15 protein-coding genes are annotated in these 17,417 nt (G+C 32.9%); 8 read left to right on the top strand and 7 right to left on the bottom strand.

Translation table 11 applies throughout. From position 1 onward, the window contains the following. Positions 1–56: 56 nt before the first annotated feature. The 4 genes from EDD66_RS02640 to murC all read right to left on the bottom strand — a co-directional run bounded on the left by EDD66_RS02640 (position 57) and on the right by murC (position 5,287). Positions 57–1,223, bottom strand: coding sequence for a ribose-phosphate pyrophosphokinase (locus EDD66_RS02640; protein WP_123607993.1), 1,167 nt, complete (start codon positions 1,221–1,223; stop codon positions 57–59). Positions 1,224–1,363: 140 nt separating this feature from the next. Then, positions 1,364–2,353 (bottom strand): ATP-binding protein, encoded by a 990-nt coding sequence (locus EDD66_RS02635; RefSeq protein WP_123607992.1) that lies wholly within the window; start codon positions 2,351–2,353, stop codon positions 1,364–1,366. An 11-nt stretch (positions 2,354–2,364) separates the two neighbouring features. Beyond that, complete coding sequence (locus EDD66_RS02630) at positions 2,365–3,423, bottom strand: DnaD domain protein (protein ID WP_170164225.1); 1,059 nt, start codon at positions 3,421–3,423, stop codon at positions 2,365–2,367. A gap of 481 nt (positions 3,424–3,904) precedes the next feature. Then, entirely contained in the window at positions 3,905–5,287 is a 1,383-nt protein-coding gene (gene murC, locus EDD66_RS02625) for a UDP-N-acetylmuramate--L-alanine ligase (protein WP_123607990.1), read from the bottom strand. 460 nt (positions 5,288–5,747) lie between these two features. Between murC and EDD66_RS02620 the strand changes: the two genes are divergently transcribed. The 4 genes from EDD66_RS02620 (at position 5,748) to EDD66_RS02605 (ending at position 9,108) form a co-directional block, all read left to right on the top strand. Beyond that, complete coding sequence (locus EDD66_RS02620; protein WP_123607989.1) at positions 5,748–7,022, top strand: glucose-1-phosphate adenylyltransferase; 1,275 nt, start codon at positions 5,748–5,750, stop codon at positions 7,020–7,022. Beyond that, complete coding sequence (glgD, locus tag EDD66_RS02615; RefSeq protein ID WP_123607988.1) at positions 7,019–8,140, top strand: glucose-1-phosphate adenylyltransferase subunit GlgD; 1,122 nt, start codon at positions 7,019–7,021, stop codon at positions 8,138–8,140. Before EDD66_RS02620 ends, glgD begins: the two co-directional genes overlap by 4 nt. 60 nt (positions 8,141–8,200) lie before the next feature. After that, positions 8,201–8,491: a septation regulator SpoVG gene (spoVG, locus tag EDD66_RS02610; protein WP_123607987.1), complete on the top strand. Its 291-nt coding sequence runs from the start codon at positions 8,201–8,203 to the stop codon at positions 8,489–8,491. A gap of 146 nt (positions 8,492–8,637) precedes the next feature. Then, a complete protein-coding gene (locus EDD66_RS02605; protein WP_123607986.1) occupies positions 8,638–9,108 on the top strand; it encodes a GNAT family N-acetyltransferase in 471 nt (156 codons plus the stop codon). 431 nt (positions 9,109–9,539) lie between these two features. On the opposite strand, the gene EDD66_RS02600 is transcribed toward EDD66_RS02605, so the two are convergent. Then, positions 9,540–10,667: an aldo/keto reductase gene (locus EDD66_RS02600; protein WP_123607985.1), complete on the bottom strand. Its 1,128-nt coding sequence runs from the start codon at positions 10,665–10,667 to the stop codon at positions 9,540–9,542. A gap of 278 nt (positions 10,668–10,945) precedes the next feature. Here EDD66_RS02600 and EDD66_RS02595 point away from each other — a divergent pair, with 278 nt between their 5' ends. Then, on the top strand, positions 10,946–11,773 hold the full coding sequence (locus EDD66_RS02595) for an undecaprenyl-diphosphate phosphatase (protein ID WP_123608059.1): 828 nt from the start codon (positions 10,946–10,948) through the stop codon (positions 11,771–11,773). Between the two features lie 26 nt (positions 11,774–11,799). Here the strand turns inward: EDD66_RS02595 and EDD66_RS02590 are convergent, their stop codons facing one another. Together EDD66_RS02590 and EDD66_RS02585 are read right to left on the bottom strand one after the other, a co-directional pair. Next, positions 11,800–12,450 (bottom strand): SdpI family protein, encoded by a 651-nt coding sequence (locus EDD66_RS02590; RefSeq protein WP_170164224.1) that lies wholly within the window; start codon positions 12,448–12,450, stop codon positions 11,800–11,802. 5 nt (positions 12,451–12,455) lie between these two features. Beyond that, positions 12,456–12,740 carry an autorepressor SdpR family transcription factor gene (locus EDD66_RS02585; RefSeq protein WP_123607983.1) on the bottom strand — a complete coding sequence of 95 codons (285 nt, stop codon included), beginning with the start codon at positions 12,738–12,740 and terminating at the stop codon, positions 12,456–12,458. A gap of 386 nt (positions 12,741–13,126) precedes the next feature. On the opposite strand from EDD66_RS02585, the gene EDD66_RS02580 reads away from it, so the two are divergent. Genes EDD66_RS02580 through EDD66_RS02570 form a run of 3 tightly spaced genes read left to right on the top strand, consistent with a single transcriptional unit; the run spans position 13,127 to position 17,398 of the window. Continuing rightward, positions 13,127–14,824 carry a methyl-accepting chemotaxis protein gene (locus EDD66_RS02580; protein ID WP_170164223.1) on the top strand — a complete coding sequence of 566 codons (1,698 nt, stop codon included), beginning with the start codon at positions 13,127–13,129 and terminating at the stop codon, positions 14,822–14,824. 53 nt (positions 14,825–14,877) lie between these two features. Then, positions 14,878–15,885, top strand: a complete 1,008-nt coding sequence (locus EDD66_RS02575) for a substrate-binding domain-containing protein (RefSeq protein ID WP_170164222.1) — start codon at positions 14,878–14,880, stop codon at positions 15,883–15,885. After that, complete coding sequence (locus EDD66_RS02570) at positions 15,869–17,398, top strand: histidine kinase (RefSeq protein WP_170164221.1); 1,530 nt, start codon at positions 15,869–15,871, stop codon at positions 17,396–17,398. The genes EDD66_RS02575 and EDD66_RS02570 overlap by 17 nt, the downstream gene beginning before the upstream one ends. Positions 17,399–17,417 lie beyond the last annotated feature (19 nt).

The raw sequence follows: 17,417 nt of genomic DNA, 5'->3' as shown, positions 1-17,417 counted from the left end.
TGAAGTCAAATCCAAAGGGATGACATCAAGGTTTTTTCTGTCTGTAATAATATTTTCTATTTTTTATAACGATTCAAAACATTTTGAATACGTTCTGTTGGACTTAAGAATCCGCTGATAGATGCATCATGATTTAATGTATCTATTAGCAAAGCGATATATTTACTCATATCAACACTGATATAATAAGGTTTTGATAGAAGTTCTTCTGATTGATATACTAAATTTGTTGTTAGCACACGATAGATTAAACCACTTTCATACGCCTTATCAAATTGCTCTAATCCATTGGTAAATAACCCAAAAGTAGAAGCTACAAAAATTCTGCCGGCATCACGGCGTTTTAACTCAGTAGCTACATCAATCATACTGTCTCCAGAAGAGATCATGTCATCAATGATAACAACATCTTTTCCTTTTAAGTCTGTCCCCAGGAATTCATGTGCTACAATTGGATTACGTCCATTAACGATTGTTGTATAATCACGACGTTTATAGAACATACCCATATCAATTCCAAGTACATTGGCAAAATAAACAGCTCTGCTCATGGCACCTTCATCCGGACTGATTACCATCATGTGATCTGCATCTACAGTAAGATCGGGTACATTCTTAAGCAGTGATTTAATAAACTGATAAGTTGGCTGAACTGTTTCAAAACTCTTTAGCGGGATAGAATTTTGAACTCTAGGATCATGAGCGTCAAAGGTAATAATACTTTCAACACCCATATTTATTAGTTCTTGAAGTGCTAATGCGCAATCAAGGGATTCTCTGGAACTACGTTTATGTTGTCTGCTTTCATATAAGAAAGGCATAATAACTGTGATTCTACGTGCTTTGCCACCTACTGCAGCAATAATTCTCTTAAGATCTTGATAATGATCATCAGGGGACATATGATTGGTCTGTCCAAAAAGATTGTAAGTAATACTGTAATTACATACATCAAGCAAAATATAAAGATCATCCCCTCTTACAGATTCTCTGATATGACCTTTTGCTTCTCCTGAGCCAAAACGTGGGCATGCAGCATCTAAAAGATAAGAATCTCTTTGGTAACCAGTAAAAGCAATCGTTGATTTATGTTCACTATCTTTCTCCTGTCTCCATTTTACAATATAATCATTTACTTTGTTACCAAGTGCTCTTGAACTTTCAAGTGCAATGATACCTAATGTACCAACCGGTATGGTTTCGACAAATTTTTCCTGTGACATTACTAAGTCCTCCGTTAATCGTGCAATTCAATAAGTTACAAAGTCCATTAAATTTATACCATTATCGAAATATTTAGTCAAGGCTAAAAAACAGAAAAAATAATGTAAGTATAACGGCATAAACTTAGTAATAATAACTATTAAGAGAAAGCTTTCTTGAGACGGATGTCGTCTCCTACGATTTTAAGCAATATGTAATTGCTCGTAATCCTGGAAAATATTCGTTCACTATAATTAGTATTTAAATCATTCCAGGAAAGATTTGTAGAAATAATGGTAGATTTTTGTCTTAAATGACGTTCATTGATGCATAAATATAATTGTGAAGTTACAAATGTATTATTTAACTCCGTACCAAGGTCATCAATGATGAGTAAATCACAATCTAAAATATAATCAAATTGATTCTCTGCTTCATAATTATCATCATTTTTTCTGAATTTATTCTTCTCAAGAATATCAAATAATTGAAATGCCGTAAGATATATTACAGTATGAGCACTATCCAGAAGCTCCTTCGCAATACAATTTGCAAGAAAGGTTTTTCCAACACCGGTATTGCCATACAAAAGTATATTCTCATATTTCTTATCAAAATCTTTAATAAAATTTTTGCAGGAATCCACTACTTTGTGAATATTGGCATAAGGGGTCAGTTTAGTGGTCTCTTCCACATAGTCGTTAGAATAGTGATCAAAGGAGAACGTACTAAAATTCTCCATAGCAATGGCCCGCTTAATATTGGACTGGGAATATACCAGATCAACAATTGCCTGTTTAAAACAGTGGCATTTTTTATTTCCAATGAATCCGGTGTCTTTGCAATCAGGGCAGGCACAATCAGGAGTTAGATAATCCGGACTATATCCATGCTCACATAATAATTCTATTTTCCTCATGGACAAATCAAGATTATCTTCTTTTAATTTTTCTAGAACAGATTCGTCACCCATCAATAATTTTTTGGTATCTGCAATAGAACCGGCAACTATTTTTTCATCAATTTCTTTTAATTCTGGAATCTCTTTATATATTTTGGCAATACGCATATCTAAATCATGTTTATTTTTTAATTGTCTGCTGTCATATTCACGAAGTATGGTATTATATTGAAAATTTTTCAGCGCCATTATGATTCTCCTTATTTTGTGAGTAAACGTTGTTCCATGGAAGAATAATCTTCTTTCGTATAATTTCTTTGTGGAAAAGCATTGAACTTATTATTAGATGGCTTTGCAATTACTTCTTTTCCCTGTAATTTTGGAGAAGATTTATGAAGGTCATCTAATTTAGAAACATCACTCAAATGATGTACATGATTCTTATACCAATTCTCTAAAATTTTATCTGCATATTTAAAATCAGGTTTTTGCACCATTAAAAGAGTTCGATTGCAAGCTTCCACGATAATATCGATATCAAAACCATATTGGTTAAGCCATTTATTGATAAACTGGCGCTCTACATTACCAGGCGCTCTGTTGAGTCCAAATGCCTTATTCACTGCATTGTAATTTGTATTATAAATTGCTGTTGAGGCTTCCGCTTTTTCTACAGTATCAATTCCTTCTTCTGCCCAGGAAATAGCAACGGCCTCTATGTAAGATGGATTCTTTTTATTTTTTGATACACAGTATTCATATAAATACATAATGAGTTCGACTGAGAACCCTACACTTTCATATAAATATAAGATCAACTGAATATCTGCAGGTTTTAAAAACCTTTCTAAATATATTTCAATGATTTTTAATAACCATTTTACCTCTTCGTTTTTAGTCAATTCTTCTATTTGGGCAGGTGTATATGTTGGCTTATCTGTATGTAAAGCAGTTTCTTTCGTGGCGGAAGACTCGGTTTCAAATAAATTAAGATTATTATCTGTACTGGCTTTTTCGCCAGGGCTTAAATCGTTAAAAATGATTTGGGTAATCTCATTATTTCCATCTCTGCAAAGTGTCAATATATTGACCTTTTCCCAATATGTTAATGCACGAATAATATCTTTTTCTGAATCTTCAAGACGATCTGCAATTGAAGATATTGATATATCACATTTAGAATTAGAAATACAGCGAAGCAAATATAAATATACTTTTACGTAAGAGCCATTAGCTACAGGCATATATGTATCAATAAATAGATTTGAAACTAAGGTGACATTTGACACATGATTAGAACACAATTCAATTGAATTCATTGCTCCACTTACTCCTCTCATTTTATATTTTTAGGATAGTTAATTCTTGCAAGCAAGCGATACTCACGATCTGTGACATAAAATTAAAATTTTATGTCCCCGTGAACACATTCACTCTTGCGAGCAAGTAACCTTTGCACATCACTTATACCATAAAAATAAATTTTTATGGTCCCGTGAGCAAATTTACCCTTGCAAGCAAGTAAATTTGCTTTCACGAGCATTATAGCATAGAAGAATGAAGAATAAAATAGTGCATTTATAAGGGGTTCAGGGATTTGTGAAAATGTGGATAATGTGGATAAGGTGGATAACATCAAGGGGCTGATATGTAAATTTTTGTCATATTATAGAATTTGCCAGTAAAACTGCCTATTTGAACATATCTATTCTATAATTGTAGAAAATCTATGCACCAAATAAAAAATCCACAACCAAATCGGACAAAATATGTTGATAAGGTTGTGGATAATGTGGATAACTATTTTCCTAAGAGTGCTTCACCTATGGTTACAATATCTCCGGCACCCATAGTTATCAACAGGTCGCCGTTAGTACAATTTAGTAATAAAAAATTTTCAATTTCATCGAAACATGGGAAATAGTAAACTTCTTTACCCAAATTTTCAAGCTCTCTCAACAAATCTTTGGAAGAAATATCACCTGGATCTGGTTCCCTTGCGGCATAAATATCGGCGAGAACAATTTTATCAGCTAAGGAAAGAGCTTTTGCAAATTCTTTTAAAAATGCTTTGGTCCTTGTGTAAGTATGAGGTTGAAATACGCACCAAAGCTCTCTGTGGGGATATTTTTCAGCAGCCTTAAGAGTTGCTTCAATTTCTGTAGGATGGTGGGCATAATCATCAATGATCTTTACTCCGCCAATAATTCCTTTGTATTGGAACCGCCGGTCCGTTCCCTTAAATGCAAGCAGGCCATTTTTAATCACTTCCAGAGGAATCTTAAGTTCTCTTGCAATGGCAATCACAGATAATGAGTTGGATATATTATGTAAACCAACTAAACTAAGGTGGATGTGATCTACTATCTTACCGTTTTCAGACAAATCATAATATCCGTGTCCAAGCTCATCATAGCCAATATTTAAGGCAGAATAATTGCTGTCAGGATTATTAATACCATAGGTTACAACCTTACAATCAAGGTCTTTTGCAAAAAAATCATAATCATTAATTTCACTGTTTAAAATTAAAAGGCCATCTTCTGGTAACCTTTGGGCAAATGCTTTAAAAGAATTACGAATATCATTAATATCTTTGAAAAAGTCTAGATGATCTGCCTCTACATTTAAGATAACACTGATCTTAGGATTAAATTTTAAGAAGCTGTTGGTATATTCACAAGCTTCTGTAATAAAATTATCAGAATTACCGATACGAATATTTCCATCAATCGCTTTTAAGATACCACCCACCGAGATTGTGGGATCTAACTCAGCTTCCAAAAATACATGGGATAACATAGAAGTAGTAGTAGTTTTACCGTGTGTTCCAGAAATAGCTATAGAATTTTTATAATTTGACATTACCTGACCGACCATTAACGCTCTATCCATGGTAGGAATATTATTATTTAAGGCTGCTTGATATTCTTCATTATCTTCTCTTATAGCAGCAGTATAAACGACCAAATCTATATCTGAGGTTATATTTGAAGCTCTTTGTCCATATAATATATTAATACCTAGAGATTCTAGATGCTTCGTTATCTGACTTTCTTTCGAGTCGGAACCAGTTATGGTAAAGCCTTTTGTATGTAGCAATTCAGCAAAACCACTCATGCTAATACCACCAATCCCAATAAAATGTATATGGATTGGATTATTAAAATCAATTTTGTACATATATTTTACACATCCTATTCTAATATATTAAAGTGTGAATATAAATCTTTTGAAATATCTCTTTTGTTTTATGAGTCAACTTAAAATTATGTTAATATATTGCTATTATAACCATTTGTTATAAAAAAACAAATACAATTTATAATATTTTATAGAAAGATATATTAGAATATTCGAAAAAGTTACCCTAGTGCTAAAAATAATCTATATATAATGCTAAAAAATTTTAAAAATCAACTTGTAATATTAGTAAAATTTTAGTAAATAGGTTGAATTAGTAGTGGTATTTATAATATGTGTCAAAAAATTAATAGTATTTCAGTAAAATTTGGTAAATATTATTCACATTTGGAATTTTTAATGTTATAATATTTGTGAGAGTAATTTATATACAAAGGCAACACTGATAGCAAACTAGTAATCCGTAGAATTGTTCCAATAAACTAGAAGAGGTGATTACGTGATTAGAAAAGAAATGATAGCCATGTTACTTGCAGGAGGACAAGGTTCAAGGTTGGGTGTTCTAACTTCAAAAGTTGCCAAACCAGCGGTAGCCTTTGGAGGAAAGTACAGGATTATTGACTTTCCACTTAGTAATTGTATTAATTCAGGAATTGATACGGTAGGAGTATTAACACAGTATCAGCCATTAAGACTTAATACACATATAGGTATCGGAATTCCATGGGATCTAGATCGAAACATAGGGGGAGTATCCATATTACCTCCTTATGAAAAAAGCGGGAATAGTGAATGGTATACAGGAACTGCCAATGCCATCTATCAGAATCTGGAATATATGGAGTATTATAATCCAGAGTACATATTAATTTTAGGTGGCGATCATATTTACAAGATGGATTATGAAGTCATGCTTGATTTTCATAAATCAAAAGGGGCAGATATCACTATAGCTACAATTCCAGTTCCACTGGAAGAGGCAAGCAGATTTGGTGTTGTAATCACAGACAGTAACAAACAGATAATTGAGTTTGAAGAAAAACCACAAAATCCGCGAAGCAATTTGGCCTCTATGGGTATTTATATATTCTCCTGGAAACTATTGAGAAGCGCCTTGATCCATTTATCAGATCAAGCGGGTTGTGATTTTGGTAAACATGTAATTCCATATTGCCATAAGAACGGAAATCGTATATTTGCTTATGAATATAACGGATATTGGAAAGATGTAGGTACTTTAGGTTCTTATCATGAGTCCAATATGGAGCTTATTGATCTGGTTCCGGAATTTAATTTATATGAGGAATTTTGGAAAATATATACAAAGAGTGATGCCATTCCTCCTCAATATATTTCAGAAAATGCGAAAGTTGAAAGAACAATCATAGGAGAAGGATCTGAAATTTATGGGCAGGTGTATAATTCTGTCATTGGTACGGGAGTGTACATAGGAGAAAACGTTATTGTCAGAGACTCCATCATCATGAAGTCGGTGCATATAGGAGAAGGGTCAATCATAAATAAATCAATTATTGCAGAAGGTGTACATATTAGCAATAATGTTGAACTTGGGTGTGGAGATGAGGTTCCCAATATTGTAGAACCTAATATTTATTCTTTCGGGCTTGTTACAATTGGTGATAAATCCTATATACCGCCTGGAGTTAAAGTTGGTAAAAATACTGCAATCTATGGTCAGACGATACCAGAAGATTATCCAAATGGATTATTAGCAAGTGGAGAAACTTTAATTAAGGTGGGTGATATTATATGAGAGCAATAGGTATTATTTTAGCAGGAGGAAATAGCAATAGAATGGGTGAATTATCCAACAAAAGGGCAATTGCGGCAATGCCAGTTGGAGGAAGTTACCGAAGTATTGATTTCGCCTTAAGCAGTATGTCAAATTCACATATTCATAAAGTTGCTGTTTTTACACAATATAATGCAAAATCCCTGAATGAACATCTTAGCTCTTCAAAATGGTGGGATTTTGGAAGAAAGCAGGGCGGACTATATGTATTTACACCTACGATTACTACAGATAATAGTTTCTGGTATCGTGGCACTGCGGATGCAATTTATCAAAATTTAAGTTTCTTAAAGAACAGCCATGAACCCTATGTTGTAATCGCATCGGGAGATGGAGTATATAAATTAGATTTTAATCATGTTCTGGAATATCATATTGCCAAAAAAGCAGATATTACAATTGTTTGTAAAAGGCTGGAAGAAGGAGAGGATGCAAGTAGGTTTGGTGTCATTAAGACAGACGAAAATGGCAGAATTGAAGAATTTGAAGAAAAGCCTATCGTCACTACAGTGAATACCATATCAACCGGTATCTATGTAATTCGTAGAAGACAGTTAATTGAATTAATAGAAAAATCGGCAGGAGAAGAAAGATTCGACCTTGTTAAAGATATATTTATTCGCTATAAGAACCTGAAGAAGATATACGCATATGAACTTAATACATATTGGAGCAATATTGCTTCCGTAGAGTCTTATTTTAAGACAAATATGGATTTTCTAAAGAAAGGGGCCAGAGATTATTTCTTTAAAGAATATCCAGATGTTTATACCAAAATCGACGACCTTCCTCCAGCAAAATATAATGCTTCGTGTGCTGTGAAAAACAGTCTGGTATCTAGTGGGTGTATTATTAATGGACAAGTAGAAAGTTCTATATTATTCAAGAAAGTCTATGTAGGAAATAATTGCGTAATTAAAAACTCAATCATACTAAATGATGTATATATCGGGGATAATACATACATTGAGAACTGCATTGTTGAAAGCAGAGATACGATTAGGGCAAATTCCACACATATTGGAGAAGATGGGAAAGTACGAATTGTTGTAGAAAAAAATGAAAGATACGTTTTATAACAAGAGATAGCTATACTTATAGACTATATAACGACATAGGATTAAAGGGGGATATACGACATGCAAATTACCGATGTAAGAGTAAGAAAAGTTAACAAAGAAGGTAAAATGAAAGCTGTTGTTTCAATTACGCTGGATAATGAATTCGTAGTTCATGATATCAAAGTAATTGAAGGAGAAAAAGGATTGTTTATTGCGATGCCAAGCAGACGTGCTGGAGATGGTGAATACCGGGATATTGCACATCCAATTAATTCAGATACTAGAGAGAAGATACAAAAAATCATTCTTGAAAGATATGAAGCAGCCTTATTAGACAATGAATTAGAAGAAGAGGAACCTCAGGAATAATTCTTGCTAACAATGATTTACCTTTAGGGTTATCAAAGAACAACTGGTGGTTGTCTTAGTTTTGAACATGATTTACAAAATTAAGACAACCACCAGTTGTTTTTTCTGAACTAATATAAATAGATTTATTAAAAGAGGAGAGTAAAATGATAAGTTTAAGGAAAATTAATGAGGAAAATTTTGAAGAATGTATCAAATTAGAACCGAAAAAAGATCAAAAAAGTTTTGTTGCAAGTAATATAAGAAGCCTTGCACAGGCATACGTTGCTTTATCTAATGAGGAGTGCATCCCTATGCCTTATGCCATATATGAGAATGATATTATGGTGGGATTTACAATGTTGTCATATAATGAAGCGGCGGAAGAATCAGAAGAAAATACTTACTGGGTATGTAGATTAATGGTTGACAAACAATACCAAGGAAAAGGATACGGTAAAGAAGCAATGAAAAAGGCGCTTGATTTAATAAAAACAGAGCCTTATGGGAACGCATCCGGGGTTTATCTGTCTTATGAGCCGGAAAATGAAATAGCAAAAAAGCTGTATGCATCTTTAGGATTCGTAGCAACCGGGGAAATAGAAGATGGTGAAGTGGTAGCAAAACTGACTTTATAGACTATGTATATTAACAGGTAGTCCTAAATATTCAACGACTCCAATATTAAAGTGAGTTGTAGCATTAGAAAGGATAAACATTTCAGTATATAAGAGTGAAACAAGTTTTCATATGATTAAAAGGCAAATATAAATATTTAACGGGAGAATGATTTCCTTAATAATCAGCCTTGCTTCTAAGGCTAAATTAGAATAGAGGTATGGATATTAATTTGGAGCCTTTAAGGCTTTGTGTGGTTCTTATGATTCATGGGTTGGGACTATCCCGGCAAAAAATTCTGTCTGAGCACAGCGAGTTGGTTTTTTGCCGGGATGTTATAGCAAATTCATGAATCATTAGAACCACTAAAACCCTTAAGAGCGACAAATAAATATCCATATCTCTATTCTTAAGTAACCTCTAAGCAAGGCGTCTGTTATTCAAGAAACCCTTATGCCCCCTGTAAAAAGACATCTGTAATAGTGCCCATAACTTCACTTATTTTAATCTTTTGAGGACATACGGATTCACATTTTTTGCATTTCTTACATGCATCAGCCTTCGTTTCAATGGAAGAATAGAAAGCACCTGCTTTCTCCATCCCTACTGTAGCAGTACGATTGTATGCTTCAAAAGTAGTGGGGATATCAAGGCCAAATGGACAAGGCATGCAATAAGCACACTTGGTACAGGATACTAATGCCATAGTATCATAGATTTGTTTCGCTTCTGCCAGCATAGAGAGATCTTCTTCAGATAACATACCAATAGAAGAACGATCTGCATAGGTTATATTGTCAGTTGTTTGAGTCATATCACTCATTCCACTTAATAATAAGCTGACTTCAGGACGATCCCATAAGAAGTTAAGTGCCCATTCAACAGGAGTTTTGCTGTCCTTTAATATGCTTGCAACATTCATCGGCGGACTGGCCAGCTTACCACCAAGGAGTGGTTCCATAATAACAATGCCTAATCCCTTAGAAGCAGCATATTCCATTCCTTTTATTGTAGCCTGATTATCCACATCAATATAATTAAGCTGAATTTGACAGAAATCCCAGTGATCGTATCCGTCTATCATTGTGATAAAAGATTTGGCATTATCATGGAATGAAAAGCCTATATATTTTATCTTGCCAGATTTTTTTGCATTTTCCATTTTAGTTAATAAATCATATTTTAACACCTTATTATTCCAATGGTCCATATTAAGAGCATGGAGCAGATAAAAATCAATATATGGAGTATCTAGTTTCTCTAACTGTTCGTCTAAAATACGATCAAAATCTTCTGGTTTATGAATCTCCCAAACAGGACATTTAGTTGCTAAGTAGGTTTTTTCTCTATAACCATTTTTTAAAGCTTTTCCAACAAGGAGTTCACTCATTCCATTATGATAAGGATAAGCGGTATCAATATAATTAACTCCACTATCAATTGCATGACGGATCATTTTTATTGATTCTGCTTCATCTATTTCCTGACCCTGGTCTGTTTCGATTGTTGGCATCCTCATTGCCCCAAAACCAAGGGCAGATACTTTAATATCGTGTTTTCCAAAACTTCTGTATTGCATGGATCATCCTCCTTAAATATCAGACGACAGTTACACTGCCAATTATTTCTTTATAAATATATAATAATATTATTAATTTATTTTATCAATAAGAAAAATACCGTTCGTCTATTGAAAAGGGCATGAAAATATTTTATTATCTAACTAAGAAGTTTTGAAGTAAAGCATAGATTTATTTCGTTATATAAAGGGAATTACTGATAAGATCAAAAATTAAATCATATAATGTTTCAAATAACATGAAAAATGGAAGCATTAAGAAAGGCATGGTACTTAAAATGGATTTTATAGAGTTATTTAAAGTGATTATTTTAGGCATTATTGAGGGAATTACAGAATGGCTGCCAATTAGCAGCACAGGACATATGATATTAGCGGATGAATTCATAAAACTTAATATGTCAGATGAATTTATGGAGATGTTTTTTGTAGTAATACAACTTGGTGCTATTATTGCTGTAATTGCAATGTTTTGGGATAAGCTCTTCCCTTTTTCTTTTAAAAAGAATGAATCATTTATTAAAAATGATATTATGTCATTGTGGTTTAAGGTAATAGTGGCGGTTATTCCGGCAGCAGTTATTGGAATCCCTTTTGAAGATAAGATCGATGAACTTTTTTATAATTATAAAGTAGTTGCATTGACATTGATTATTTATGGTATTTTATTTATATTAATAGAAAACAGAAAAAAAGATTCTGTATTTAAAATTCAGGATATGAGCCAATTAACTTATAAAGTTGCTTTATATATTGGTATGTTTCAAGTGCTATCCCTGATTCCGGGGACTTCAAGATCGGGGGCAACCATTGTCGGAGCAATGCTTATTGGAACCTCCAGGATAGTAGCAGCAGAATTTACATTCTTTTTGGCGATACCAGTTATGTTCGGTGCGAGTTTCATCAAATTATTAAAATTTGGATTTACCTTTACTGGCAATGAATTAGCTATATTATTTACAGGGATGATTGTTGCTTTTGTGGTTTCAATATTATCAATAAAATTCCTGATGGGGTATATTAAAAAGCATGATTTTAAAATATTTGGTTATTATAGAATAGTGTTAGGATTGGTTGTTATATTATATTTCATGTTAAATAATTAATGGTAAAAAATAAAAGGGATATCATATCAGATATCCCTTTTATTTTCGTTGCGAAATATAACATAAGAATAGGCACTTACACTCATTAACAGAATGAACATTAGAATGATGCAGCCAATCATTATTTCTTCTATCGTTACAAAAGCGATGATTAAAAATAATATTCCTGAAATAGCAAAAGCATAACCACCTATCTTATGGGTCTTTTTCCAAACGATTTCATTAGCCAGTGTCCATGGGGTACGGATTCCAAAGAAATAATTGGGTTTAATGGTTGGCATGTAATTCCCCATAACAATGAATATAATTCCAATAAAGACCGGAATAATCACATTGATCTTAAGTTCCATCCCCAGGGAAACAGCAATGGTGATCCAAGATAACAGAATCATTAGCAGAACAATTAATAATTGAACTACACCATATGCTTTTTGATGTTTCATATAATTTTGTTTTTTGGGATCCAGATTTGGTAGTTTATCGAATAAAAGCATCATGATAATTGGAATAATTCCTAATATGAATATCATTTTTTTGTTGCTATAGTCATCAATGATTCCTTCAAAGTTCCAATGGGTCGGAATCATTTCAGGTAAAAACCGATAAGAGATTATAATTCCAATATATGATAATATGCACAAAGTATATAATAATTTTTTAGTTGTTTTAGATGACATAATAATCATTTCTCCTTTCCATCCTCTGAAATTTGTTTTCCTGTAAAGTCAAAAAACCACTTTAACACATCTTGAAAAATTGTGGTATTTAAAGAGTAAACAATTAACTGCCCTTGTCTTTCATCGGAGATTAATCCGGCATTTTTTAATATATTGAGATGGTGGCTAATGGAGGGTTTACTTATGTTAAAATAGTTGGCGATTTCCCCGGCACTTCTATCCTGACTGGATAGTAATTCCAGAATTTTTCGCCTTGTTGGATCTGCTAATGCTTTAAATGCCTCATTCATTAGAATTCCTCCTTTCAAAGGTTAGATATTTAGATAATTGTATAAATATCTAACTTAATAATAGCATTTATTTGCTATTGTGTCAAGAATTTTTAAACTACAGTTCAGCCATGTAATCTCCAATAAATTATGATGGAAAAAGCTTGCTTTTGTAAGCATAATTTATTGGAGATTTATATGGCGCTCTGCCTAAGCGAGGAGTAGCAAAGTGAATCCGAGCTTTATGGCTGAACTGTTACAGTTCTAGCATTATACATTTTGCCTATAAAATTGAGAAAATTAGCGAATAATTTGATATAAATCCCAACTTATATTTGTGTTTTATATACTCTTATGCTAAAATAAAGTAACTTTGAATGCTTATTTTACACGATGGAGGAAATATCATGAAATTAAAAACAAAATTAGTCTCATCATTTGCAGGAATATTACTCATTTTTTCAATTGCAGTTATTCTAATGGTTTCCAATAAGACTACGACCACATTGAATCGTTCTCTGGCTGATAGCACAGAATCGGGAGCAAAGCTAGCATATAGTTTATTATCTGCTAAATATCCAGGAGAATGGTCAGTAAATAAAGATGGATATCTAACGAAAGGTGATTATTATTTCAATGAAAGATATGATTTTGTAGATGAGGAAAGAGAGAATGGATATTATATCTCTTTGTATTCTGGGGCAAAGAATATATCTACAAATATATTTAAAGAAGAAAATAAGCGTGCAATAGGAGAAGAAGTACCGGAATTTATTAAAGAAGAGGTTATTAATAATAAGCAGGTCTATATAGGAAAAGTTACAATTGAAGGAGAAGATACATACGGATATTATCAACCATTAAGAGATGCCAATAGTGAAGTAATAGGGATTTATTTTTGTGCCAAAGATCCTGGTACTGTAAACAGCGACATAAACAATATAATTGGAACAATTTCCATAGTCATGCTGTTCGGGGCAATTCTCTCTCTAATAAGTATTTATATTTTGGGTTCCAAAATTACAAACCCAATTAAAATGATTAGTAATTTTTTAGATAAAATTGCAAATAATGATTTTACAGGAGAACTTCCAAGTAAACTTACAAAAAGTAAGAATGAGATTGGAGTTATGGCTCATGCAGCAGAAACCATGCAGGCCTCAGTAATAGAAATAATCAGTAAAATTGTACAAGAAACAAACAATATGAACGAGGATCTTCTTACTTCAACTGTAGAACTGGATAAATTAAATGAAAAAATTGAGGATATATCCGCGACAACGGAACAAATTTCTGCTAGTATGGAAGAGACAGTTGCATCCATAGAAGAAGTAAATTGTGCAGCTGTAGAAGCGAGAGAGGCAATAAAGGGTATTGCTGATAAGGCGACAGAAGGAAAAGAGTCTGCAATTACCATTAGTAAAAGAGCAAGAGAATTAAAAGAAAACGCCAGAAATTCACAGGTTGATACTTTAAATGTTTTAACCCAGAATAAAAAAGTGATGGAAGTAGCCATTGAAAAGTCTAAGACGGTATCTCAGATTGATTTGCTATCCAACGCGATTTTGGAAATTGCCAGTGAAACAAATCTTTTATCTTTAAATGCCAGCATTGAGGCAGCAAGAGCAGGAGAAGCAGGTAAAGGATTTGCAGTCGTTGCAGATGAAATCAGAAAATTGGCAGAAGCATCAGAGGATACTGTTGGAAAAATCCAGACAGTTACTCAGGAAGTCATAGATGCAGTAAACAACCTTGTAAATGGATCTAGCAGCCTTTTAGAATTTGTTGATACAAATATCATGAGAGATTATAAGAATTTAGCGAACACAGGAAAGCAATATGAAGAAGATGCATCTTTTATAGAAAACATGGTAACTGATTTAGAAAGATTATCAGATAATTCGTTAATATCTATTGAATCCATGACAAATTCCATTGATGCAATAGCCATAGGAGCTTCTGAGAACATGGGAGGGGTAAATAATATTGCCCAGAACACAGTGGATGTTGTAGAGAGATCTCTTGGCGTAGCTAAATTGTCAAATAATACAAAACTAAGTTCAGATAAATTGAAAGAACTGACAGAACGATTTAAGATTAAATGAAAGTAAACAGTATCATGAAGTGTTCATGATTGACTTAGAGAATGGGGATTTATATGAGAGGAATATTTGCAATTTTATCAGCTATGTTATTAACTCTTTTGCTAATGCTTGGCAATCTTTTCATAACCATAAATCAAACGAACGTGGAACAATTGCCAGGCAATTCTCCTGAGTATCATATACAAATTATTACCCAAAATACAGATGAACATTTCTGGACATTATTTCAAGAAGGAGCTTTGAATGCTTCTAAAGATTTAAATCTTTATGTGGAATTTGTGCCTATTGCACCAAGAAATGTGGATGTATTAGTAGAGACTGTGCAAAAGGCAATCTATTCAAAAATTGATGGGATTGCATTACAGCCTGCCGATTATATAGGAACACAGGAAGTAACAAAAAAAGCATTAGATGCTGGCATACCGGTTATTAATTATGAAAATGATAAATATTTAATTCCTGAACTGGCAGTAGTAGGTTCTAATAGCTATGATATCGGTTATACTGCCGGGAAGATGGTAAGCCCTGCTACAAATGGAGATGCCAATATTGCGGTTATTTTGGATGAAGGCAGTAAACAGGGAGATTCCGAGTATAAGAATATGAAAGTGCAAGGCATCATAGATGCTATTGCTGCTTACGGCCGGGTTAATATCTCAGAAATATATACCTTGGATGCCGGAATGTTTGAAGCAGAAAGATTAACGAATACTATTCTTACAGAAAAGAAAGATATCAATGTGATTATTTGTACGGATGAAAAAAGTACGCCAGCTGTAGCACAAGTTTTAGTTGACAGTAATAAAGTTGGGGATGTTAAAGTAATCGGCTATGGAACAATGTCACAGACCCTGAATTATATTCGTAAGGGAGTAATTTATGGTACTGTTAGTCCGAATGCATATGAGATTGGTTATCAGACAGTAGAACAGTTATATGAGAGTATAAAAGGAGAAGCAGTAAGTGACTCTATCTATACCGAATTATTTACCATTGATAATAGCAATGTGGATCAATATAATACGGAAAGTAAGGAACGAAAGGATGAAAATATTAAATAAGAGCGGAAGAGGATTTAAATACAGAACGAAGTTAATTTCATTTTTTATCCTGGCAATCAGTATCTCGACTTTAACAGGGTTATATAGTTATATATCTTCTCAGGTATTAATGAAAAGTACAGTAAAAGTACTTACAGAAAGCCAGGAATTAACGGTTGTATATAAAGAGATAGAAGCAATTCAAAATAATTTAGAAGTGTTTTTATCAACTAACAGTTCGGACAGCCTTCTTACTTTTTACGATCATAGTAATTCTATCTCTGCCAATATAAGTGATCTTGAGGAAAGTGCTGTATATACTTCAAGGGGAGTTAAGATTAAAAATGTAATCAATATGATACAACATTATTTAATCACTCTGGATGATACAGTAACGGCAAAGAGAAACCGTAATAGGGAAGCTTATACAAATGGATACCAAGAGGCTGTAAAAGAATATAATTACATTGGTACTTACATAAAAGAAATGATGAGTACTGATCTTAGTGAAAGTGCAGAAGAATATATACAGATCCAGCAGAAATATTCCCAGGTATCTAAATTTAATAATGGATTATTAGCTATTGTGGTAATTATTATATTAGTTATAATTATTATTTTTAGTATTGAAATAACAAAGCCACTATCTAAACTGGCTGCCTATGCGAAAGAAATATCAGACGGTAATTTTGATATTGAAGTAAATGTAAAGAAAACAAGTGGAGAAATTAATGTATTATATCAGGCATTTCATGTGATGGCTATTAATATTCGTAAACATGTTTATGAACTACAAGAAAAACAAAGACTTGAGAGTACCTTAAATGAAGAAAAAGTAAATAATTTAAGAATGAAAAGCGCTCTTCGTGAAGCTGAATTGTTAGCATTACAATCCCAGGTAAATCCACATTTTATTTATAATACAATTAATATTGGGGCAAAAATAGCCATGCTTTCGGGAGATAATGCTACCTGTGAATATCTTGAAAATGCAGCAGATATTTTTCGCTATAATTTAAAAGGATTAGAAACTCAGACAAATTTACAGGCAGAGATTGATAATGTGGTGTCATATATATATTTATTAAGAATGAGATTTGGAGATGTAATACAGTTTCAGCTGGATGAAAACCTGGAAGAAGAATATCGTAATTATACATTACCAAGAATGACTTTACAGCCACTAATTGAGAATGCATATATTCATGGCATTGGAGAATTAGAAGAAGGAGGAATTATTGGACTAAGTACGAGAAAAGAAGGGGATTCTATAATCATAACCATTTGGGATACAGGGAAGGGAATGTCCAATGAACAGATAGTTAAAATCCTTAGAAATAAATCGAGTGATAGAACAGATAAGAAAGATAAAGGTCATACCACAGGAATTGGCGTTGATAATGTGCTCAAGAGGCTCAGACTGTATTATGGGAAATATAATATTATGGATATCAGGTGCACTGGTGGAAGGACAGAATTTATCTTAAAGTTGCCATTAACATATAAAGTGAAACTTAGTTCAGATGTGATTTAAACCACAGATAAAGGTAGTG

This window comes from Mobilisporobacter senegalensis (assembly GCF_003752155.1).
GTDB lineage: Bacteria > Bacillota > Clostridia > Lachnospirales > Lachnospiraceae > Mobilisporobacter > Mobilisporobacter senegalensis.
This window is presented reverse-complemented; position numbering and strand designations above follow the sequence as displayed.

Bases quoted from the DNA above. Each gene is read 5' to 3' on its own strand.
- EDD66_RS02630 (WP_170164225.1), bottom strand. From the start codon at position 3,423: ATGAATTCAATTGAATTGTGTTCTAATCATGTGTCAAATGTCACCTTA.
- glgD (WP_123607988.1), top strand. From the start codon at position 7,019: ATGAGAGCAATAGGTATTATTTTAGCAGGAGGAAATAGCAATAGAATG.
- spoVG (WP_123607987.1), top strand. From the start codon at position 8,201: ATGCAAATTACCGATGTAAGAGTAAGAAAAGTTAACAAAGAAGGTAAA.
- EDD66_RS02600 (WP_123607985.1), bottom strand. From the start codon at position 10,667: ATGCAATACAGAAGTTTTGGAAAACACGATATTAAAGTATCTGCCCTT.
- EDD66_RS02595 (WP_123608059.1), top strand. From the start codon at position 10,946: ATGGATTTTATAGAGTTATTTAAAGTGATTATTTTAGGCATTATTGAG.
- murC (WP_123607990.1), bottom strand. From the start codon at position 5,287: ATGTACAAAATTGATTTTAATAATCCAATCCATATACATTTTATTGGG.
- EDD66_RS02640 (WP_123607993.1), bottom strand. From the start codon at position 1,223: ATGTCACAGGAAAAATTTGTCGAAACCATACCGGTTGGTACATTAGGT.
- EDD66_RS02585 (WP_123607983.1), bottom strand. From the start codon at position 12,740: ATGAATGAGGCATTTAAAGCATTAGCAGATCCAACAAGGCGAAAAATT.
- EDD66_RS02580 (WP_170164223.1), top strand. From the start codon at position 13,127: ATGAAATTAAAAACAAAATTAGTCTCATCATTTGCAGGAATATTACTC.
- EDD66_RS02635 (WP_123607992.1), bottom strand. From the start codon at position 2,353: ATGGCGCTGAAAAATTTTCAATATAATACCATACTTCGTGAATATGAC.
- EDD66_RS02575 (WP_170164222.1), top strand. From the start codon at position 14,878: ATGAGAGGAATATTTGCAATTTTATCAGCTATGTTATTAACTCTTTTG.
- EDD66_RS02570 (WP_170164221.1), top strand. From the start codon at position 15,869: ATGAAAATATTAAATAAGAGCGGAAGAGGATTTAAATACAGAACGAAG.
- EDD66_RS02605 (WP_123607986.1), top strand. From the start codon at position 8,638: ATGATAAGTTTAAGGAAAATTAATGAGGAAAATTTTGAAGAATGTATC.
- EDD66_RS02590 (WP_170164224.1), bottom strand. From the start codon at position 12,450: ATGTCATCTAAAACAACTAAAAAATTATTATATACTTTGTGCATATTA.